This window comes from Lawsonibacter faecis (assembly GCF_014287675.1).
Lineage (GTDB): Bacteria > Bacillota > Clostridia > Oscillospirales > Oscillospiraceae > Pseudoflavonifractor > Pseudoflavonifractor faecis.
On the sequence record NZ_JACOPQ010000001.1, the window covers coordinates 204,851 to 225,326 of the forward strand.

The 20,476-nt window shown below is 62.8% G+C and carries 20 protein-coding genes; 9 read left to right on the forward strand and 11 right to left on the reverse strand.

Annotated elements, in window-relative coordinates:
• Window positions 1-99: 99 nt before the first annotated feature.
• The 6 genes from H8S62_RS00935 (at window position 100) to H8S62_RS00960 (ending at window position 7,313) form a co-directional block, all read left to right on the forward strand.
• On the forward strand, window positions 100-441 hold the full coding sequence (locus H8S62_RS00935; protein ID WP_155145264.1) for a hydrogenase maturation nickel metallochaperone HypA/HybF: 342 nt from the start codon (window positions 100-102) through the stop codon (window positions 439-441).
• Between the two features lie 64 nt (window positions 442-505).
• Entirely contained in the window at window positions 506-1,507 is a 1,002-nt protein-coding gene (locus H8S62_RS00940) for a DUF5692 family protein (RefSeq protein WP_186918209.1), read from the forward strand.
• Window positions 1,508-1,719: 212 nt separating this feature from the next.
• Window positions 1,720-2,748: a LacI family DNA-binding transcriptional regulator gene (locus H8S62_RS00945; protein WP_186918210.1), complete on the forward strand. Its 1,029-nt coding sequence runs from the start codon at window positions 1,720-1,722 to the stop codon at window positions 2,746-2,748.
• Between the two features lie 260 nt (window positions 2,749-3,008).
• Window positions 3,009-5,441: a glycoside hydrolase family 3 C-terminal domain-containing protein gene (locus H8S62_RS00950; RefSeq protein WP_186918211.1), complete on the forward strand. Its 2,433-nt coding sequence runs from the start codon at window positions 3,009-3,011 to the stop codon at window positions 5,439-5,441.
• A 275-nt stretch (window positions 5,442-5,716) separates the two neighbouring features.
• Window positions 5,717-6,367, forward strand: coding sequence for a lysoplasmalogenase (locus tag H8S62_RS00955; protein ID WP_186918212.1), 651 nt, complete (start codon window positions 5,717-5,719; stop codon window positions 6,365-6,367).
• A gap of 76 nt (window positions 6,368-6,443) precedes the next feature.
• Window positions 6,444-7,313, forward strand: coding sequence for a DegV family protein (locus tag H8S62_RS00960; protein WP_186918213.1), 870 nt, complete (start codon window positions 6,444-6,446; stop codon window positions 7,311-7,313).
• 185 nt (window positions 7,314-7,498) lie between these two features.
• Here H8S62_RS00960 and H8S62_RS00965 read toward each other — a convergent pair whose 3' ends face one another.
• Both H8S62_RS00965 and pyrB read right to left on the reverse strand, forming a co-directional pair.
• Complete coding sequence (locus tag H8S62_RS00965) at window positions 7,499-8,590, reverse strand: GGDEF domain-containing protein (protein WP_155145254.1); 1,092 nt, start codon at window positions 8,588-8,590, stop codon at window positions 7,499-7,501.
• Between the two features lie 209 nt (window positions 8,591-8,799).
• Entirely contained in the window at window positions 8,800-9,858 is a 1,059-nt protein-coding gene (gene pyrB, locus H8S62_RS00970; protein ID WP_155145252.1) for an aspartate carbamoyltransferase, read from the reverse strand.
• A gap of 175 nt (window positions 9,859-10,033) precedes the next feature.
• Between pyrB and H8S62_RS00975 the strand changes: the two genes are divergently transcribed.
• Window positions 10,034-10,585: a putative ABC transporter permease gene (locus H8S62_RS00975; RefSeq protein ID WP_155145250.1), complete on the forward strand. Its 552-nt coding sequence runs from the start codon at window positions 10,034-10,036 to the stop codon at window positions 10,583-10,585.
• Window positions 10,586-10,661: 76 nt separating this feature from the next.
• On the opposite strand, the gene H8S62_RS00980 is transcribed toward H8S62_RS00975, so the two are convergent.
• The 3 genes from H8S62_RS00980 to H8S62_RS00990 form a co-directional block, all read right to left on the reverse strand.
• On the reverse strand, window positions 10,662-12,401 hold the full coding sequence (locus H8S62_RS00980; protein ID WP_186918214.1) for a DUF4367 domain-containing protein: 1,740 nt from the start codon (window positions 12,399-12,401) through the stop codon (window positions 10,662-10,664).
• Between the two features lie 122 nt (window positions 12,402-12,523).
• Entirely contained in the window at window positions 12,524-13,060 is a 537-nt protein-coding gene (locus tag H8S62_RS00985) for an RNA polymerase sigma factor (RefSeq protein WP_341480999.1), read from the reverse strand.
• Between the two features lie 365 nt (window positions 13,061-13,425).
• On the reverse strand, window positions 13,426-13,638 hold the full coding sequence (locus tag H8S62_RS00990; protein ID WP_155145246.1) for a hypothetical protein: 213 nt from the start codon (window positions 13,636-13,638) through the stop codon (window positions 13,426-13,428).
• Between the two features lie 139 nt (window positions 13,639-13,777).
• Here H8S62_RS00990 and H8S62_RS00995 point away from each other — a divergent pair, with 139 nt between their 5' ends.
• Both H8S62_RS00995 and H8S62_RS01000 read left to right on the forward strand, forming a co-directional pair.
• Window positions 13,778-14,656, forward strand: coding sequence for a DUF2238 domain-containing protein (locus H8S62_RS00995; RefSeq protein WP_186918216.1), 879 nt, complete (start codon window positions 13,778-13,780; stop codon window positions 14,654-14,656).
• A gap of 86 nt (window positions 14,657-14,742) precedes the next feature.
• The gene (locus tag H8S62_RS01000; protein ID WP_155145243.1) at window positions 14,743-14,925 is read left to right on the forward strand and encodes a DUF1540 domain-containing protein; all 183 of its coding nucleotides are present in this window, start codon (window positions 14,743-14,745) and stop codon (window positions 14,923-14,925) included.
• 168 nt (window positions 14,926-15,093) lie between these two features.
• Here H8S62_RS01000 and H8S62_RS01005 read toward each other — a convergent pair whose 3' ends face one another.
• From H8S62_RS01005 to rsxC, 6 genes are all read right to left on the reverse strand, one after another.
• Window positions 15,094-15,888 (reverse strand): RnfABCDGE type electron transport complex subunit B, encoded by a 795-nt coding sequence (locus H8S62_RS01005; protein WP_186918217.1) that lies wholly within the window; start codon window positions 15,886-15,888, stop codon window positions 15,094-15,096.
• 77 nt (window positions 15,889-15,965) lie between these two features.
• Window positions 15,966-16,553, reverse strand: coding sequence for an electron transport complex subunit RsxA (rsxA, locus tag H8S62_RS01010; protein WP_186918218.1), 588 nt, complete (start codon window positions 16,551-16,553; stop codon window positions 15,966-15,968).
• Window positions 16,550-17,275: an electron transport complex subunit RsxE gene (locus H8S62_RS01015; protein ID WP_341480995.1), complete on the reverse strand. Its 726-nt coding sequence runs from the start codon at window positions 17,273-17,275 to the stop codon at window positions 16,550-16,552. The genes rsxA and H8S62_RS01015 overlap by 4 nt, the downstream gene beginning before the upstream one ends.
• The gene (locus H8S62_RS01020) at window positions 17,256-17,837 is read right to left on the reverse strand and encodes an RnfABCDGE type electron transport complex subunit G (protein WP_186918219.1); all 582 of its coding nucleotides are present in this window, start codon (window positions 17,835-17,837) and stop codon (window positions 17,256-17,258) included. Before H8S62_RS01020 ends, H8S62_RS01015 begins: the two co-directional genes overlap by 20 nt.
• On the reverse strand, window positions 17,834-18,892 hold the full coding sequence (locus tag H8S62_RS01025) for an RnfABCDGE type electron transport complex subunit D (RefSeq protein ID WP_186918220.1): 1,059 nt from the start codon (window positions 18,890-18,892) through the stop codon (window positions 17,834-17,836). Before H8S62_RS01025 ends, H8S62_RS01020 begins: the two co-directional genes overlap by 4 nt.
• Entirely contained in the window at window positions 18,889-20,247 is a 1,359-nt protein-coding gene (gene rsxC / locus H8S62_RS01030) for an electron transport complex subunit RsxC (RefSeq protein WP_186918221.1), read from the reverse strand. Before rsxC ends, H8S62_RS01025 begins: the two co-directional genes overlap by 4 nt.
• Between the last annotated feature and the right edge of the window lie 229 nt (window positions 20,248-20,476).

Below are 20,476 nucleotides of genomic sequence, written 5' to 3' on the forward strand. Positions count from 1 at the left end.
CTCCCCGTTCTCCGCAGGGCGTGGTAATCCGCATCCGCCGTATCCGTGTCAATCCCTCCGCGTCCTCCGTCCCACCCCAACCGACAGGCAGGTGATCATTTGCACGAACTTGGCATCATCATTGAGGTCGTCCAGACCGTGGAGCGCATCGCACGGGAGCAGAATCTGACCCAAATTCAGCGTCTGACCCTCCAGATTGGAGAGCTCTCCTCGGTCATCCCCTATTTTGTGGAGCAGTGCTACCCTGCCGCGGTGGACGGCACCATGCTGGAGCAGACCGAGCTTGAGATTGAGGTCCTCCCCGGCAACGGGCTGTGTAAATCCTGCGGTAAGGTCTTCAATCTCCGGGAGCATGAGCGCACCTGCCCCAGGTGCGGGGCGAGATCCTGGGAGCTCCTGGGCGGAAAGGAGTTCAACATCAAGGAGATTCTGGCCTGCTGACCCGCGCCCCGTCCCAATCTGTGTGACAATCTGTGTGTGACGATACTGTAAAGGAGCGTTTCAAATGCTGTTTCAAGTGTATGGAGAAAACGCGCTGTTCCAGTGGCTGGGCCTGATCCTGGTCTTCGGCTGCCTGATACTGGTGAACGAGCTGACGCGGAGGAGCAAGGCGGGCGGCATTGTCTTCCTGTTCGCCATCCCCGCCGTCCTCACGGTCTACTTCATCGCCATCTATGTGGGGGCCGCCTCCGGCGCGGAATGGGCCCTCAATAACCCAACCTATATCTATATGAACAGCTGGTTCCACTACGCCAAGCTCTATGCCGCCCTGGCCGGGTGCATCGGCTTCATGCTCATCCGCTACCAGTGGGGCGTCGGCAAAAAGAAGTGGTTCCTCTACTTCCCCTGGTTCATCCTGGCGGGCAACATCCTCATCGCCGTGGTCAGCGACCTGGAGTCCGCGCTCAACGGCTTCAACAGCTGGTGGCTCTCCTCCGAGGGCGTGATGCTCTACGGCGGCTGGCACAACATCTTCAACGCCCTGGCGGGCATCCTCAACATCGTGGGCATCACCGGCTGGCTGGGCATCAAGGTCTCCAAGGACAGGCGGGATATGCTCTGGCCCGACATGGTCCTCATCTACATCATCGCCTACGACATCTGGAACTTCGCCTACACCTATAACTGCCTGCCCACCCACGCCTGGTACTGCGGCGTGGCCCTGCTGCTGGCCCCCACCGTGGCGGCCCTCTTCTGGAATAAGGGCGCTTGGCTGGCCAACCGGGCCCACACCCTGGCCATCTGGTGCATGTTCGCCCAGGTCTTCCCCATGTTCCAGGACTACAGCGTCTTCTCCGTGAAGAGCGTCCAGTACGCCGACAACTTCCTGCCCATAACGGTTATCAGCGCCCTGGCCCTCATCGCCAACGTGGTCCTCGTCGTGGTGGTCTTCCGCCGCGCCAGACAGCAGAAGAAGAACCCCTATATGAACGATGTGTTTACCAATACCGCCGACTACAAAAAGGCCATGTCCCGCGCGGACCAGACCATCCTCGTCCGCAAATAATCAAGCTATTATGAGGGGCCGCCCGGTGGGCGGCCCCTCCTGTCCGTCTTCTCCCTGCGCGGCGCACCGCCTTCCCTCTCCGGGCAGCGTGCTCACGCACGAACCGCAGCAGCTCAAGAGCAAAAAACTTTTCCGCCATTGACAAGCCCACCCATGCTATTATAATGGGATGAGACATTGCGCGGCGCATCGGCCGCTTCAGGAGGCGCAGTATGGCAACCATTAAGCAAATCGCCGAGCTGGCGGGGGTGTCCCGCGGGACGGTGGACCGTGTGCTCAATAACCGCCCCGGCGTAAAGCCGGACACCGCGGAGCTAATCCGTAAAATCGCCGCAGAGGTCAACTACCGCCCCGACCTGGCGGGCAAAATCCTGGCCGCCAGGAAGAAAAATCTGCGTCTGGGCTTTCTGACCCTGGAGGGAGACGAGTTCACCTTCTTCCACGACGTGACCCAGGCCGCCCGGAAAAAGGCCGTGGAGCTGCAAAACCTGGGGGTGGAGATCCGCTTCTACCTGGTACGGGAGTTCACCCGCTCCGGCCTGGAGGCCCTGGCCGCCCAAGTGGAGGGCGACCAGTTGGACGGCATGGCCATGGTCCCCATGATGACCCCGGCCATCATCTCCCTCATGCACACGCTGGAGGCGCGGGGCACTCCCATCATCTTCTTCAATATCGACGAGCCCTCGGTCAAGCGCCTGTGCTATGTGGGCTGCGACTACGTCCGGGCGGGCCGGGTGGCCGCCGGGCTGGCCGCCCTCACCACCGGGGGCCGGGGCACGGTGGGCCTGCTCACCCTCCACGACTCGGATAACTACAGCTACCAGGAGCGCGCCCTGGGCTTCACCCGGGAGCTCTCTGAGCGCTACCCGGCCATGACGCTTTTAAACGGCGGCGCGCCCACCATCTTTCAGCACGGGGACTATTCCGCCGTCCACACCCTCTTCCGGGAACACCCTGAGCTGGACGCCATCTACATCGTCAACCTGGGCGATTTCTCCGTCTGCCGGGAGGCCCGGATCGCCGCGGGCGAGCGTCCCCTCTCCATCATCACCAACGACCTGGTCGCCGCTCAGCGGGAGATGCTCCAAAGCGGTGTGATCTCCGCCACCCTGGGCCAACAGCCGGAGGTCCAGGGCGCCCTGCCCCTCCAGCTTCTCTACCAGGCCCTGGCCTTCGGGGAGGCCCCCGGCGCGGACAAGCTCTATACCGATCTGAATATCTATATCAGCCAGAACATCTGACCCCCGGCAGGCCGTCGCACCGGGGCGGGGGGCCCCCAGCCCCCGCCCCGGTTTTTTCGCCCAAAGTGCGCCCCCCATCCTTATGCACAAAGGCTAAAATATTACCCGCGCCTCTTTCCCCGTTGACATTCCTTTCCGCTGCTCTTATGATAGTAGTCAAGGTTGTGCACGAGCACTTTTTTATTCCGGATTATTGTGCACGAGCACGCTTCCAATTTAATCCCAGACAGGCCGCAACGATGAGAAAAGGAGATGCGCCCATGAAATACGCAGACCTGATTGCCGGCATGACGCTGGAGGAGAAATGCTCCCTGCTGAGCGGCGAGGGCAACTTTACGTCCAAACCCCTCCCCCGCCTCGGGATCCCCGGGATGTTCCTGGCCGACGGACCTCACGGCCTGCGCAAGCAGGCGGGCGCGGCGGACCACCTGGGGCTGAACGCCAGCCTCCCCGCCACCTGCTTCCCTACGGCGGCCGCCATGGCCAACTCATGGGACACAGCACTGGGGGAGGAGCTGGGAAGGCTACTGGGGGAGGAGGCGGCGGCCCAGGGCGTCAATATCCTGCTGGGCCCAGGCTTGAATATGAAGCGCTCCCCTCTCTGCGGGCGGAACTTTGAGTACTTCTCGGAGGACCCCTATCTGGCGGGCAAGCTGGCGGCGGCGTATATCCGGGGCATTCAGTCCAGAGGCATCTCCGCCTGCCCCAAGCACTTCGCGGCCAACAACCAGGAGACCCTGCGCATGTCCACCGACAGTGTGGTGGATGAGCGCACCCTGCGGGAAATCTACCTCACCGGGTTTGAAATCGCCGTGCGGGAGGGCAGGCCCCGCTCCATCATGTCCTCCTACAATCTGATTAACGGCGTCTATGCAAATGAGGACCAGAAGCTCCTGCGGGACATCCTGGTGGACGAGTGGGGCTTCGACGGTTTTGTGGTCACCGACTGGGGCGGCAGCAACGACCACGTGGCGGGCGTAAAGGCGGGCTCCGCCCTGGAGATGCCGGCCCCCGGCCCCACCAGCGACCTGGACCTGGTGAACGCCGTCCGCTCCGGCGCACTGGACGAGGCGGCCGTGGACGCCCGGGTCGACGAGCTGCTGGGCGTCATCTTCGCCACCCGGATTCCCGGGGACGCGCCCGGGAGCTTCGATACCGAGGCCCACCACGCCTTCGGGTCCAAGGTGGCGGAGAGCACCATCGTTCTGCTGAAGAACGAGGACAATCTTCTGCCCCTCAAGGCGGGCGCCCGGGTGGCCGTCATCGGCGACTTTGCCCGGACGCCCCGCTATCAGGGCGCGGGCTCCAGCGTGGTGAACCCCACCAGGCTGGACAACGCCCTGGACTGTCTGAAGGCCAGTACCCTGGACGTGACCGGCTTCGCCCAGGGCTTCCGGCGGGACGGCGGAGAGGACGCGCCTCTGCTGGAAGAGGCCGCGGCGCTGGCCGGGAAGGCCGATGCGGTCCTCCTCTACCTGGGCCTGGCCGAGGTGACCGAGGTGGAGGGCATGGACCGGCCCCGGATGATTCTGGCCCCCAACCAGGTGGCGGTGCTGGAGGCGGTGCGCGGGGCGAACCCCAACGTGGTGGTCATTCTCTCCGGCGGCGCGCCCATTGAAATGCCCTGGCTGGACTGCTGCAAGGCCCTGGTCCACGGATATCTGGGCGGCCAGGCGGGCGCGGGAGCTATGGTAAAGGTACTCACGGGAGAGGTGAACCCCTCCGGCCGACTGGCCGAGAGCTACCCCATGGCCGACGCCGACACCCCGGCATACAGGCACTTCCCGGGCGCGGAGCGCACCGTGGAGTACCGCGAAGGGCCCTTCATCGGCTACCGCTACTACTGCACCGCCAACGTCCCCGTCCGCTTCCCCTTCGGCTTCGGCCTGAGCTATACAACCTTTGAATACTCCGCCTTATCCGTCAATGAAAGGGAGACCACCCTCACCGTGACCAACACCGGCAGCCGCGCCGGGGCCGAAGTGATACAGGTCTACATTGGGATGGAAAACAGCGCCGTCTTCCGCCCCGCTCTGGAGCTGAAGGGTTTTACCAAGGTGTTTCTGGAGCCAAGCGAGTCCAAAACCGTGAGCATCCCGCTGGATGACAAGGCATTCCGTTATTTTAACGTCAAAACCGGAAAATTTGAGGTGGAAGGCGGCATTTACGAGGTAAAGGCGGGCTCCTCCTGCGAGAATATCCGCCTGAGCGCGAAAATTGAAATCAGCGGCGCCTGCGCAGAGGGTATCTACGACATAACGGCCCTCTCCAGCTATTATTCCGGCAAGGTGAACGATGTGGGCGACCGGGAATTTCAGACGCTGCTGGGCCGCCCCATCCCTCCGGCCAAGTGGGACCGCAGCGCCCCCCTGGGCCGCAACGACACCGTCTCCCAGCTCTGCTACGCCAGGAGCGCCCCGGCCCGGCTGGTCTACCGCATCATCGACGGTAAACGGCGCAGGGCAGAGGCCGCGGGCAAGCCTGATTTGAATATTTTGTCCATCTACAACATGCCCTTCCGGGGCATCGCCAAGCTCATGGGGCCCATGGTGGATATGGAGATGGTGGACGCCATTCTCTTTCTGGCCAACGGTCATTTATTCGGCGGACTGGGCCGCCTCTTCGGCGCCTGGCGGCGAAAGGGGAAGCTGGAGAAGGAGATGCGCGGAACGCTCCAAGGCACAGGCAGATGACGGAAACCTCCGCAGAGCAAGCCTTGCAGTGTTCCGTCGTCCGCAGACGACGGAATAAAATGAAACACCGCCATTTCTGGGGGCATGAGCCTCAGAAATGACACTTTTTATGACGTATGGGGCGAATTTTTTCCAAGAGATCAAACCCTATCCGTCGTGCAGCCTTCTGTCAAAGGGGCGGACGGTCGTCGCCCTTTTTTTGACACCCTGGCGCTTTTGTCAGTTGTGCGGGGCAGCTTTTCCCAGTACAATGGAGAGGGAAAGGGGGCTTCGTCATGTATCTGCTGATGCTGGTATTGTTTCTATTGTGCGCACTGGTTCACCTCTGGGCAAGCGCGGCCCGGCGCGTCACGCTGCGCAGAATAACCAAACCCCTGCTGATGCCTCTGCTGCTGGCATTTTATATTCTCTCCGCCGCCCGGCCTGAACCTCTGGCGGCGGCGGCCCTTCTCTGCGGCTTCGTAGGGGACGTGGCCCTGGTCATGCCCGGTGCGGAGGAGAAGCGGGAGAAGCCCCATCCTCTCCTGATGGCGGGGCTGGGGGCCTTTGCGCTGGGGCACCTGTGCTATATCGCGGTCTTCATCCGCGGAGTGACCCGCTGGCCCTCGGTCTGGACCATGGTGCTGGCGGCGGCGGCGCTCTGCCTGCTGTTTATCAAAATCTTTTTAGAGCTGCGCCCCCATATGGGCGCGCTGATGCCCACGGGCACCGCTTACCTTGTGGTGCTGCTGACCATGGCCTTCTTCGCGGGGATGTCGGGTGTGGCCGGGGGTGCGCCCCTGCGTGGTATGGGCGGGCTCTTCTTCATCCTGTCGGACTACATTCTGGCCCGGTCCATCCTGCTGGGCGAGCGGCGCTGCACCCACCTGGCGGTGATGTCCACCTACCTGACCGCCCAGACTCTGCTGGTGCTAAGCCTCCTCTGACCCTTGCAGTTCGGTGGGTTTTGTCGTATAATGCGGGTAGCTTTTTCATCCATTACGAGAGACAGAGGAGGATTCTATGAGCGGCTACAAAATTGTTACCGACGCCACCGTCGACCTCACCCCGGCGTGGGCTGAGCGTATCGGCGTGGATATCATCCCCATGGAGTGCCAGTTGGACGGCGCGCCCTATTCCTTCGGTCCCGGCGGGAATATCAGCGGCGAGGAGTTCTTCGCCGGGATGCGCCAGGGCAAGACCGGCTCCACCTCCCAGATAAATCCCACCGTCTATGAGAGCCACTTCGAGCGGTTCCTGTCCCAGGGGCTGGACGTGGTGTACCTCTGCTTCTCCTCCGGGCTCTCGGGCACCATCCAGGCCGCCCGCATCTGCATGGAGGAGCTGCGCGAGAAGTACCCCGACCGGAAAATCGCCTGCATCGACACCCTGTCCGCCTCCAACGGAGAGGGCTTTCTGGTAAACGAGGCCGCCGCCCAGCAGGCTGCCGGGCTGGACTTCGACGCACTGGTGGCGTGGGTGGAGGAGAACAAGCTGAAGGTGGCCCACTGGTTTACCGTGGAGGATCTGCACCACCTCCACCGGGGCGGTCGGGTAAGCGCCGCCACCGCCATCATGGGCTCCGCTCTGCAGATTAAGCCCGTCATGCACTGCGACAACGAGGGCCATCTCACCAACACCGCCAAGGCACGGGGTCGGAAGAAGTCCCTGCTGGCCCTCGTTGACCGCATGGATGCCTCCTGGACCCCTGAGAAGGGCAAGCGTGCCTTTATCTGCCACGGCGACTGCATGGAGGACGCCAAGTTCATGGAAGCCGCTATTCTGGAGCGCCACAGCGACGCGGAAATTACCATCTTCCACATGGGACCCATCATCGGCGCCCACTGCGGACCCGGCGTTATCGCGCTGTTTTTCTGGGGCAGCGAGCGGTAATCTCACAGGCGGCGCGGAGACTGCCCCCGGCAGAAGCAAGACGCGGCACACCGGGCAGCTGCCCTGGCGTGTGTCCCCGTCAGCCGTCCCGGAAGTATCGGTTATCTCATTTAATGAGAAAAAGAGCGCGCCAAAGCGCGCTCTTTTTCTGCCGTTTTGCCTCACAAGACAGGCCGCAGCCGGGCCTACTCCCCGGCGACGCAGTTCTTCCCCCGCGCCTTGGCACGGTAGAGGGCGGCGTCCGCCCGCTCCACCAGGGCGGCGAAGGTCCCCTCTCCGGTCGGAATCTCGGCGGCCACGCCCACACTCAGGGTAATCGGCACACCGTCGGGGGCGCGCAAATTCTCCTGGCGAATGCGCTCCAGCAGCTCCTCCCCGGCGCGCACCCCCTCCGCCCCCGTGCTGCCGGGCAGGGAAAAGATGAACTCCTCTCCGCCGTAACGGGCCACGAAGACGCCCTGCTCCTCGGCAAACCGGTTGAGCACCCTGCCCAGCTCCATGAGGCAGCGGTCCCCCGCGGGATGGCCGAAGCGGTCGTTAAACTGCTTGAAATCGTCGATATCCAGCATTACCACCGCCACGCTCATGCCGCCCTTCTGGCAGCGCCGGTAGCCGCGGACCATATTGTCCTCCATTGCCCGCCGGTTTAAGAGTCCGGTGAGGGGGTCGGTCCGGCTGATATGCTCCAGCTCCAGGCGGATTTCCCCGTCCCGCAGGCGCAGGTCATTCACCCAGTAGAGAAAGAAGAAACCCAGCAGCCAGGTGGTCACCGCTCCGGACACGTCGTAGGCCAGGGCATCCGGCGTTTTGATGCGGAGCGCCAGCGCCAAGTATAGGCCGGTCTCCGCCGTCAGGGTGAGGGCAATCTGCCACAGGGGCATGGTGAAGAGCACGCTCACCAGCATATAGGCCAGCGGAAAAAAGATGGAGGGCCGGTCCGGGTACGGGAAGAGGCAGATGCAGATGGCAAAGCCCAGGACGGCGACCACCATCAGGATGCTCAAGCCCTGAACCACTGGATAGGACGGCTCGCTCCGCCTGCCGTACCAGAAAAAAAAGAAGACCATCGGCAGATTGATACCGGCAAAGAGCAGATAGTACCAGTTGAGGTCCGCGCTGTGAAAAATGGCCCCGGCTGCCGCGCCGTAGAGCACCAGGAAGAGCTCAAAGGCAAATGAAACCCGGCGGAGCATCGTCAGGTTGGAGCGGGCTACCTCTCTCCTGAGCTGGGAGAAGTACCGCCTGCCCCGCTGGTGGAATGCTTTGATTTTTTCCAAGAGCTCTCCCTCCTCACGTCTGCCGCAAATCTGTGCACCGTATACCGCATCCCCGCGCAGGCTCCCCCTCCGGGCCGGAGACGGGCGCGCCAGTCATCAATATCACCGCTGCTCTGCGGTCATTATACCATAAAGGTCCATGGAAACAAAGGACATAAGAGGCCCCCGGCGCTCCTGTTGAATGCCGGGGGCCTCCTTTTTGATTGTAATTACCGCAGGGCCGCGTCACAGAAGGCGCAGCAGTCCACATCGCCGTTCTTCTTGACCAGCGGGGGAAGATAGTGGTCGGTCTGGGTGATGCAGTTGGGATTGGAGCACACGGGCCGGGTGCCAATCTCCACCGCGTCGGGCTTCATGCGGGACTGGTTGGCGAGGTCGGTGAGGAGGGCCATCCGGGCGAACATGCCGTAACGGGCCTGCTCAAAGTAGACGGCGCGGGGGTCGTCATCCACGTCGATGGAGATCTCGTCCACACGGGGCAGGGGGTGCATCACCAGCAGCTCCTTCCTGGCCCGCTCCAGCTTGCTCTTGGTGAGCACGTAAATTCCCTTATTTCGCTCGTACTCCAGGGGGTCCACGAAGCGCTCCTTCTGGATGCGGGTCATGTAGAGCACGTCCAGCTGGGGCATGACGGTCTCCAGGCCGGTGACCTCCACAAACCACATCCCGTTCTGCTTCATAAAGGCCCGCATATACTCCGGAACCGCCAGCTCACGGGGGGAGACGAGATAGAACTTGATGCCCTTGAATTTCGCCATGGCCTTGATGAGGGAGTGGACGGTGCGGCCGTTCTTCAAGTCGCCGCACAGGCCCACCGAGAGGCCGTCCACCCCGCCCCGCAGGCGGGTGATGGTGGTCAGGTCCGCAGTGGTCTGGGTGGGATGCATATGGCCGCCGTCCCCGGCGTTGATGACGGGCACGTCGGAATAGAGGCTGGCCGCCTTGGCCGCACCCTCACGGGGGTTGCGCATGACCACCACGTCGGCGTATCCGGAGACCATCTTGATGGTGTCCTTCAGCGTCTCGCCCTTGGCGGTGGAGGTGGATTTGGGGTCGGCGAAGCCGAAGACCGTGCCGCCCACCCGAAGCATGGCGGATTGAAAGGAGAAATTGGTGCGGGTGGAGGGCTCATAGAAAAGGCTCGCCATCACCCGGCCCCGGCAGGCGTCCATAAAATCGGCGGGGTGGTCAATTATCTCGCTGCACCTGGTGTACAGCGCGTCCCACTCCGCCCGAGGCAAATCACCGAAATCTATCAAATGCCGCATATGCCCATCTTCCCCCATTTTATTTTTCGGATTATCATACCATATTCCCCGCGGTTCGGCAAGATGCGCTTATGCAAATTTCCCCCGTCATATTGTCAAAAACTTCAGCACATGATTTTTCCGCTCCCGTCCATGCTAATGCCATATATCAAATTGCATGGAAAGGAACGGCGGCATGGCGGAATGGTTCTGGTATTTTGTATGTTACAGCCTGATTGGCTTCGTGCTGGAGGTCCTGTTTGCCCGGGTGATCCGCAATCCAAAAAAAGACCGGAAATGTCTCTATTTTCTCCCCCTCTGTCCGGTCTACGGCTTCGGGGCCGTCCTCATCCTGCTGCTGCCGCCCGCCGTCCGACAAAATCCATGGCTCCTCTTCCCCTGCGCGGCCCTGACCGCCACTGCAGCGGAGTACCTGCTGGGGCTCTTCTATGAGCGGGTGGCCAAGGTGCAATTCTGGGACTACTCCCATCTGCCCCTGAACGTGGGCGGAAAGGTATGCCTGCTCTTTACCGCCATGTGGGGCGCCCTGGCCATGGGCCTTGTCTACTGGGTTCACCCCTGGGTGGCGCTGCTGGTATCCAGGATTCCCGGGTGGCTGACCCTGCCAGCCGTTCTTTTCTTGGGGCTGGACATCTTTTTCACCCTCTACGTGCTCCGGCGGGAACGCAGCACCGACGCGCTGCTCTGGTATAAGCGCTTGGGGAACAGACGCAGGCAGGAGACTTAGGAGACAGCAGGGAGAATATGCATGATTTTGCAGCAAAAAAGCCCCGCGGCGCTGCCGCGGGGCTCTCTTTTTGCTGTTAACCCATGGAGTCGATGATCTGCTTGGCCTCCTCAGTGGTGATGGGGCCGCTGATCATACCCTCCATCACTCCGCTCTTCCAGGCCACGGAACGCCGGTCGTTGTTGGTCATGATATAGAACGTCACGCCGTTGTGCTGGTACTCCTCCACAGGCTCGTCGTCCTTGATGATGATCGTGGTGCCGCTCCCCGCGGTCTCCTCGTCGGCGAAGACCTTGACGCTGATGCGAAACAGCTCCTCGCCCTCGAAGTAGGCGGCGGTGATGTCGGTCCAGGCGGACATCTCGGTGGCGGTGACCTCCTCCAGCACAAACCGGCCCGGAATAAAGTCGGGCGCCAGGCTGGCGGGGAGGTCGTAAGCGGCCAGGGCATCGCTCATGCTGTCGTAGTGGTTCTCCACAATATCGGAGGGACGGTACCCGGGCTTCTCACTCTGCGGCCGGTCGGGCGACCACTGAGGGATGGAGTCGATGATATGCCGGGCCTCCTCCTCGGTGAGGTCCCCGCTGATGTAGCCGGAGACGCGGCCCGCAGTCCAGGTAACGATAAGGCCGTCGCCGTCGTCCAGAATGCGGAAGGTCACGCCGTTGTGCTCATACTCCTCCGCACCGCCGCCCTCCCGGGCGAAGACGGGCGCCACGGGCTCGGCGGGGTCCTCCCACCACTCCAGATGGACGGAAAAGCGCTTCTCGTGCGCGGCATCATCGTAGACGGCGTGGATCATCTCCACGTTCTGCCAGCCGTTGCCGCTGTTCAGCTCACTCTTGGTGAAGCCCTCGGGCAGCCAGGTGGGGGCCAGATTGGGGTCCAGGTCCATTACCTCCAGCAGGGACCGAAGGTCGTTGCCCATCGGAGGCGTACGGTCCGGGTCGGGGGCGTGATAGCCCCCGCCGCTCCCCTCCGTGATGGAGCGGACCAGCGCCTGGGCGGTCTCCACATCCAAATCGCCGATGATGGAGCCCTCCATGGAGCCGTGAATCCAGCGGACGCTCAGCTCATCCTTTAACTGGAGAATAAAATAACTCCTGCCGTCCACCACGTACTGTATGGCCTCCGGATCGCCCAGGCCGTCCACGCGGGTGGCGGGGATGGAATCATACCGGCGGACCTCTACCGTGTAGCCCCGGCCTTCCTCGTCCCGGCAGTCAGCGGTAAAGAGATCGCTCTGTGCTTCGCGGGAGACGGTCACCTCGGTCTTCAGCGCGCCGAAGTATCCGCCGGGCTCAGGAACCCAGGTGGGGTCCATGGGAACGGTGGTGCCGTTGGCGGAGAGGGCCTCCGCCAGGGTGTCGAAGGGGCCGTACCTCAGGTTGTCCGGCCGGGGCTGGTCGGAGGTTTCAAACGTGAACTCCCCTCTCCCCCAGTGGGCCAGAAAGCCGAGCATATCAATGCCCATGCCCTGACAGACCAGCGCAAGGCACAGGCAGGCCGCCGCGGCCACTGCGGCAATCCGCCCCGCCAGCCGCCAGCCCCTGGGGCGGCGCTTGGCGGGGAGCACCTGCAGCGCGGGCCCCGCCGCCCTGTCTCCCTCAAACAGCTCCTTATACTTCTCCCGAAACGCCTTCTCGCCGGACACCGCGTCGAACTCGGATGCCAGAGGCGCCTCATCGTCCAGAGCGGAGAAGTATTCGTCCAGGGCGGAGAGGTCGAAATCCTCCTCGCCCATGCCGTCCAACCGGTCGGACAGGGCCTCGATGAGCTCGTCCCGCTCCAGTTTCTCCCGCTCGCTATCAGGCATCCTTATCACCTCCCACACCTCGTCTGCCGGCTGGCCGGCAGACGACAAAGCGCCCCAGGGCGCTTTTCACGCCAACCTTTGCTTTCTTCTCACTAGGTATATCGGTTCAACAGACCGTTTCATTACACACTGGACGGACTTTTTTGCAATTTCTCCAACAATTCTTTGCAACGGCTCCTCGCCCGGAAGAGCCTTGTCCGGGAATTGAGGACCGAAATGCCCAGGCGGGCGGAAATCTCCTCGTGGGTGAGCTCCTCCTCATAGAAGAGGAGCAGGATTTCCCGGTCCCGGGGCCCCAGCCCCTCGGGCAGGGCGTCGGCCAAGACCGAGCGGTCCTCCTCCGGGGCGGCCAGGTCGAAGTCCTGCTCCAACGGGACCTCCATCCGGTACCGGGCGGACTTCACCTCGGTCAGTATCAGGTGCTGCAGCGTCTTCCACAGCCAGCCCGGCAGATTGGGGTGGCCGGTGAGCTGGTCGTACTTGCGCAGCAGAAGCACAAAAGCGTCCTCCACCAGCTCCTCCGCCAGTTCCCGGCTGCGGAGCTGCCCGGCGGCATAGCGCACCATTCTGGCGGCGTTGTGCTGGTAGAGCGCGCTGAATACTTCGTCTCGGTTTTCCAGTGAAAAACGCCCCCTTTCGACGCATTCCGTCAGACGGATATCGTGGTTGCTTCCATCATATCAGGTTTTAGCCGCAGGTGCAAGACAGATGTTTTTGTACAAAACCTCTGCAAAAAGACGCAGGGAGCATGATTTAAATGCTCCCTGCGCCAGCCTGTCAAAAAAACCTCCGCAGAGCAAGCCTCGCAGAGTTCCGTCGTCCGCAGACGGCGGAATTAAGTTATAATCCGTCATTTCCGGGGACATGCGCCTCAGAAATGACACTTCTCATGGCGGATGGGGCGACTTTTTCCCAAGAAATCGAGTCCCATCCGTCATGCAGCCTTCTGTCAAAGAAGCCCGAGGGGCTTCTTTGACAAGCTGACGCAGGGGACATGATTTAAATACCCCCTGCGCCGGATGTACTATACCTTTTTCAGTTCGCTTACGGTATCGTTTACAATGGTCTTGGGCACATAGGCCCCGGCGAACGCGATGAGCTGGTCCAGCGTCACCGTCCGGGCTGCGCCCAGCAGGGGATGCTTCATAACCATGGGAAAACGGCGCTGGAACACCGCCCGGGACTTGGGGTTATCCAGCAGCTCCCCCACCGTGATTTGATTGTTCTTCAGATCCAAATTGCTTCACCTCCACCCCTATCCTATGCGCCCCGGCGCGGATTACCACTTGCACAACGCCCCCCGTACAGATATAATGGTTCTCACCGTAAACGTCGGACACAGCCCCGCCGCAGGGGCGGAGGAAGGGAGCTTTCCTTTGAAAAAGAGAGAAAAGAAAAAAGCCGAGCCGGGAAAATACCACAAGACCCTCAAGGAACAGGTGCACGAGAACAAGGCCCTGGCCGTGGTGTACGTGGTGCTGCGGGTGCTGGTGGTCCTGGTCATGGTGGCCCAGTTCTTCAACGGCAACTTTGAAAACGTCTTCCTGTGCGTTCTGACGCTCGTGCTCTTTATGATACCCAGCGTCATCGAGCGGACCATCCACATCGAAGTGCCCGATACGCTGGAGGTCATCATTCTCCTGTTTATTTTCGCGGCCGAAATTCTGGGCGAAATTCAGGCCTACTACGTACAGTTCCCCTACTGGGACACCATGCTCCACACCCTCAACGGCTTTCTCTGCGCCGCCATCGGCTTCTCCCTGGTGGATATTCTCAACCGGAACGACCGCTTCTCGGTGTCATTGTCCCCCATTTACCTGGCCATCGTGGCCTTCTGCTTCTCCATGACCGTGGGCGTCATGTGGGAGTTTTTCGAGTGGGCCATGGACAGCTTCTTCCTGCTGGATATGCAGAAGGACACCGTCGTCCACGCCGTCAGCTCCGTTATGCTGGACCCGGCGGGGGGCAATGTGCCCACGGCCATCAAGGACATCACCGACGTAATTGTGGTTACGTCGGACGGCGCGCAGCACGCGCTGGGCTTGGGCGGCTATCTGGACATCGGCATCAACGACACCATGAAGGACCTCTTCGTCAATTTCGTCGGCGCGGTGGTCTTCTCGGTCATCGGCTTTTTCTACGTCAAGAACCGGGGCAAGGGCCGCTTCGCCCGGCGCTTCATCCCCCAGGTGCTGCCCGTGACCCCCGCCGAGCCCGTCGGCGCTGAAAAAAATGACATTGATGGAGCGCAATAGCCGGCATAATCCCCGCTGAAGTACAGATACTAGGATAGGCAAAACCCAATCCACTGTATCCGTACTTTATAAGGAGGACTATGACTATGACTGCCAATCCCAGTATCAAATGTTCCGTATCCAGCTGTGCCTACCACAACGGCCAGCAGAACGCCTGCACCCTGAATGAGATCAAGGTGGGCTGCTGCGAGTCCAACGTCTGTGACTGCGGCGAGACCGAGTGCGCGTCCTTCAAGCTGGGCGACCACGGCACCTGCTGCAAGCACTAAGCAGCAAAAAGAGCCTGCTGCAAAATGCGATTCTGAGGCCGAAGGCCCAAAATGACACATGAAAAAAGCTGCGTAGAATTGCCGGTTTTGGCAATTCTACGCAGCTTTTTATATACGCAGCTTTTTATATGGGTGCATCTGAAAATTCTATTTTGCAGCAGGCCCTTTTTATGACTTGCGGATCAGATGTCTGGGGCAGGCGTCCACACATCTGCCGCAGGCGTCGCACTTGTCGTAGTCAATCACGGCACAGTTGCCGGCCAGGGAGACCGCGCCGTTGGGGCAGGCCTTTTTGCACAGCCCGCAGGCAATGCAGCCGTCGGCGCAGACGGTCCTGACCTCGGCGCCCTTGTCGGCGTTGGCGCAGAGGACGGACACATCGGTGCCGTAGGGCACAACGGTTATCAGGTTTCTGGGGCAGGCGGGAATGCACTGGAGACAGCCCCTGCATCTGTCCTCGTCCACACGGGCGGCCCCGTCCTCCACCGCGATGGCGCCGAAGGGGCAGGCCTTCACACAGGAGCCCAGGCCCAGGCAGCCGTAGGCACAGGCCAGCTCCCCGCCGCCGGGCACCTGGGCGGCGGCCCGACAGTCGGAGTACCCGTCGTACTCATACCGCTTCTTGTCCCTACCGCCGCCGGTACAGCGCACCAGCGCCACCTGCCGCACCCTGGCTTTGGGCTTCTCCACGCCCATGATCCGGGCCATTTTGGCGGCGGAGGCCTCGCCCCCCACAGGGCAGGCACCCACCACGGTGCTGCCCTCCAGCACGGCGGCGGCGTAAGCGGCGCAGCCGGGGAAGCCGCAGCCGCCGCAGTTGGCCCCGGGCAGGGCGTCGACGAGCCGCCGGAGCCGTGGGTCCTCCTCCACGGCGAAAACCCGGTCCGCCGCAGCCAGCAGCAGGCCCAGTCCCGCCCCCAAACCGCCCAGAACGGCGACGGCCGTTATAATTCCTGTGAGCATAGCGCACTCCTTCCAGTGAAAAATGGCAAGCGAGGCGTGAAAAAGCGCCGCCGGCCTCTCCTGTTTTCAGCGCCCATTTACCACACCTTTAGTCCTGAGAAGCCCATAAAGGCCATCGCCAGCAGACCGGCGGTGACCAGGGCGATGGGGAAGCCCTCGAAAGCCTTTGGAGGCTTGGAGAACTCCAGCCGCTCCCGGATGGTGGAGAACAGGACGATGGCCAGGGTGAAGCCCAGGCCTGCCAGCACGCCGTAGGCCGCGGACAATACGAAGTTGAAATGCTTCTGTGTATTCAGCAGGGCCACGCCCAAAACGGCGCAGTTGGTGGTGATAAGGGGCAGATAGATGCCCAGTGCCGAGTAGAGCGCCGGGAGGGCACGGCGCAGAAACATCTCCACCACCTGGACCAGTGCTGCGATGACCAGGATGTAGGACACCGTCTGCATATACTGCAGGCCCAGAGGCACCAGGAGGAAGGTGTTGACCACCCAGGTGAACATGGACCCCAGGCCCATGACAAAGGTAACGGCCAGGCCCATGCCCACGGCGGTGTCGGTCTTCTTGGACACCCCCAGGAATGGGCAGATGCCCAGGAATTTCACCAGTACGAAATTCTCCGCCAGAATGGCGGAGAGGGCCAGCGCGAAGAGCTGGGTGACACTCATGTCTTACCCCTCCTCTCCGCAAGGCTCCGGGCCCACTGCGCCGCCGCAATGACGCAGCCCAGGACAATGAAGCCCCCGCAGGGCGCCACAACGAGCAGCATGGGCTGGAAGCCCTCACCCAGGACGCTCACGCCCCAGAGGGTGCCGCTGCCCAGCAGTTCCCGCACAACGCCCAGGATGGAAAGAGACGCGGTGAAGCCCAGACCCATGGCCAGGCCGTCCATGGCGGCATAGCCGGGAGTGTGCTTGGAGGCAAAGGCCTCCGCCCGGGCCAGGATGATGCAGTTGACCACGATGAGGGGAATAAAGATGCCCAGGGATTCCGACAGGGCGGGCAGATAGGCCTGGAGCAGCAGATCCACGATGGTGACGAAGCTGGCCACCACCACCACATAGCAGGCGATGCGGATCTGCTTTGGAATCCAGTGGCGCAGCAGGGAGATCACCAGGTTGGAGCAAAGTAGCACCGCCGTGGTGGAGAGCCCCATACAGACCGCGTTTTTTAGGGACGTGGTGACCGCCAGCGTGGAGCACATGCCCAGCAGGAGCACCAGAGTGGGGTTTTGGAGGACCAGGCCGTTTTTGAAGATCTGCGCCACCTTGCCCGGCTCCATGCCAAAACTGCGGCCAAGCCAGCCGCCCGCCCGCCTGACGCCGGACTTCATCATGGCCGGGGCGTTTTGCCGGAATTCCAGCCAGCCCTTAGACTTCTCCTTCTTCAACGCTCATTCCCCCCTCCCTCTCAAATCGGGCCACGGCCTCCAGGGCGGCGTCCACTCCGCGCTCCACCGCCCTGCTGGTAACCGTGGCGCCGGACACCGCGTCCGCCCCGCTCCCGGCGCTTCTGCCCCGGTAGGCGCTCAGATAGGCGCTGTTGTCCACGCGGGTGCCCACGCCGGCGGTCTCATTGTGGTCCAGAATCTTCACGCCGGTGACCTTGCTGCCCCCGTCCACCCCCACCATGAGGGTGATGGGGCCGCCGAAGCCGTCCGCCGTGAGCTGGACGCAGTACCCCCGGAGGATCCCGCCCTCGTAGGCCACCTGCATATCCAGCACGGTCCCGGGGTCAAAGGGCACCTGGGAGAAGATTACGTTTTCCCCCGGCATCACCGCGGACATGGCCGCCTGGCGGCGGTCCTCCGCCAGCGAGGCAATCCGGTCCTGGGTGAGGCCGTTCACAAGGGCCATCAGAAGCGCCGAGACGGCGGTGATGCCGAAGAGTATCAGCACCAGCTTGCCGTAAAAGCGCAGGGAGTCCCTCAAGGGCGGCTTTTTCCCGCTCATTCTGCCGCCTCCCTTCTGCTGCGGACACGCCCGTAGGGCCGGGGCTTCCCCCACTTGTCAAAGGCCCAGGCGCAGGCATTCATAATCAGGATGGCGAAGGCCACCCCCTCGGGGTAGGACCCGTAGGTCCGCAGGAAGACGGTGAGAAGGCCGCAGCCCACGCCGTAATACACCTGCCCCATCCGTGTGACCGGGCTGGTCACATAGTCGGTGGCCATGAAGACGGCGCCCAGCAGCAGCCCGCCGCTCATAAGCTGGTAGAGCATCCACTCCAGAGGATCCGCTACCCCGGCTGGGGGAAAGAAATAACTCAGCAGCGCCACCGTGCCCAGGTAGCAGACCGGGATGCGCAGCCGGATGACCCTGCGAATGACCAGATACGCGCCTCCCAGCAGGAGCAGGGCGGCGGAGACCTCCCCCAGGCTGCCGCCCCGGATGCCGGTAAACATCTCCTGGAGGGTAAAGGCGGGGACGGCCCCGTCGTGCAGGGCGGCCATTGGGGTGGCGGCGGATACCGCGTCCACTGTGCTCCCCAGATCCAGCCACTGCCGCACGGCGGGAAAGCTGCTCATGACGGCCGGAAAGGAGAAGAGGAAGACCCGCCCCGCCAGGGCCGGATTCATGAAATTTTTCCCCAGGCCGCCGAAGAGCTGCTTGACGATGACGATTGCAAAGAAGTCCCCCACCAGCACCACCCAGTAGGGCACGTCGGCGGGCAGGGTGAAGGCCAGCAGCACGCCGGTGACCACGGCGGACAGGTCCCCGATGGTCTGCGCACGCCGGGTGGCCAGATTGAAGAGCAGTTCAAACGCCAAGCAGCCCGCCGCCGACACCGCTGTGACGACGAACGCCCGGGGGCCGAAAAAATAGCACCCGGAGAAGATCAGCGCGGGCATGAGGGCGATGAGCACGTCCAGCATGAGCATGCGGGTGCTGTCCCGCCCCGCCATATGGGGGGATGAGGCCACCGTCAGCTTCGCGGGCCTGCGGGCGGCTCCGTCCTCCTGCCTGCGCTCGGGCCTCTGCTCCGACTTTTTCGTGGGCCTGCCGCTCATCCGGCTCCCCCCTCTCCCCGGTTTTTCTCCTGCAGCGAGCGGAGCTGCTGCTTGCCCGAGCGGATGCTGTGGACCAGACGGATGCGGGCCGGGCAGCCGTAGGCGCAGGCCCCGCACTCGGTGCAGTCCATAATGTGCAGGCCCGCCAGCTCCCTGACCCGGCCGTGGTCGGCATACAGGTGCAGATAGACCGGCTCCAGCCCCATGGGACAGGCCTCGATACAGCGGCCGCAGCGCAGGCAGGGGCCCTCGGGCCGGTTGGCGGGCTTTATCTCGGCGGCCACCAGGCCCAGAACGGCGCTGGTGCCCTTGGTCACGGGGGTGGACAGGTCAAACTGGGCCGCGCCCATCATCGGCCCGCCCGCCAGAACCCGGTCGGGCGGGGCGCACCAGCCCCCCGCCTCCCGGATCAGGTCCTCCAGGGGCGTGCCCAGAGGGACCAGCAGATTCTTCGGCTCCGCCACGGCGGATCCGGCGACGGTGACCACACGGCGGGTTAAGGGGACTGCGTCGTACACCGCGTCATAGACGGCGGCGGCGGTGGCCACGTTGAAGACCACGCAGCCCGCGTCCGCCGGGAGCTTGCCAGTAGGAACCCGGCGGCCCGTCAGCTTCTGGATGAGCTGCTTCTCCGACCCCTGGGGGTAGCGGGCCCTGAGGGTGCGCACCTCCACATCGCCGCCCCGGAGGGGGAGCTGCTTCCGGAGGGCGGCGACGGCGGCATACTTGTTGCCCTCCACGCCGATCACCGCTCTGTCCAGAGCCAGGCAGCGCATCAGCAGGCGCGTGCCGCCGATGACGGCCTCAGGCCGCTCCTCCATAAGGCGCTCGTCGGCGGTGAGATAGGGCTCGCACTCCGCGCCGTTGAGGAGGAGGGCGTCCACCCGCCCAATGGCGCTGTGCAGCTTGAGGTAGGCGGGGAAAGCCCCGCCGCCCATGCCCGCGATCCCCGCCTGGCGGACGATGTCCACAATCTCCCCGGGGGTCAGATCCTGGGGGGCGTCCCGCCGGGAGGCGGGGGTCCAGGCGGGACGGGCGGGGGCGTCCTTCCCGTCATTCTCCAGCACGATGGAAAGCGCCTTGCCGCCCCAGCTCTGGAGACAGGGCTCAATGGCGGCCACCGTGCCGGACACGCTGGCGTGGACGGCGGCGAAGCGGGGCGTCGCCGGGCATAGAAGCTGCCCCAGGGAAACCTTATCCCCCGCCTTGACCAGCGGCTCCCCGCTCTCCCCGTCCTGCCCGCACAGAGGCAGCACCACCCGGGCCGGCGGGCGCTCCATCGCCGCTATCTTCACTTTCGACGTGGTCTTCTTCCGGTCGGCGGGGTGTACCCCGCCGTAAAATCCGTGAAGCATCTCTTCACCTCTACCAATTTTCGGGGTGTTTTTCGCACCTCGTCACTGTGCGCCGGCCGCTTCCGACGGCAGCCGACAAAAAATCATTATATTATACCTCTTTCAGGGGCGAAATGTCCAGTGCAAGGGATGGACGTCCCTGTTGTATATAAGTATTGATGGAAAAAGCTCCGTCGGCTTGACCTGCCGGCCTTGAGAAGAAAAAATCAATATGATAGTATATAAAAAG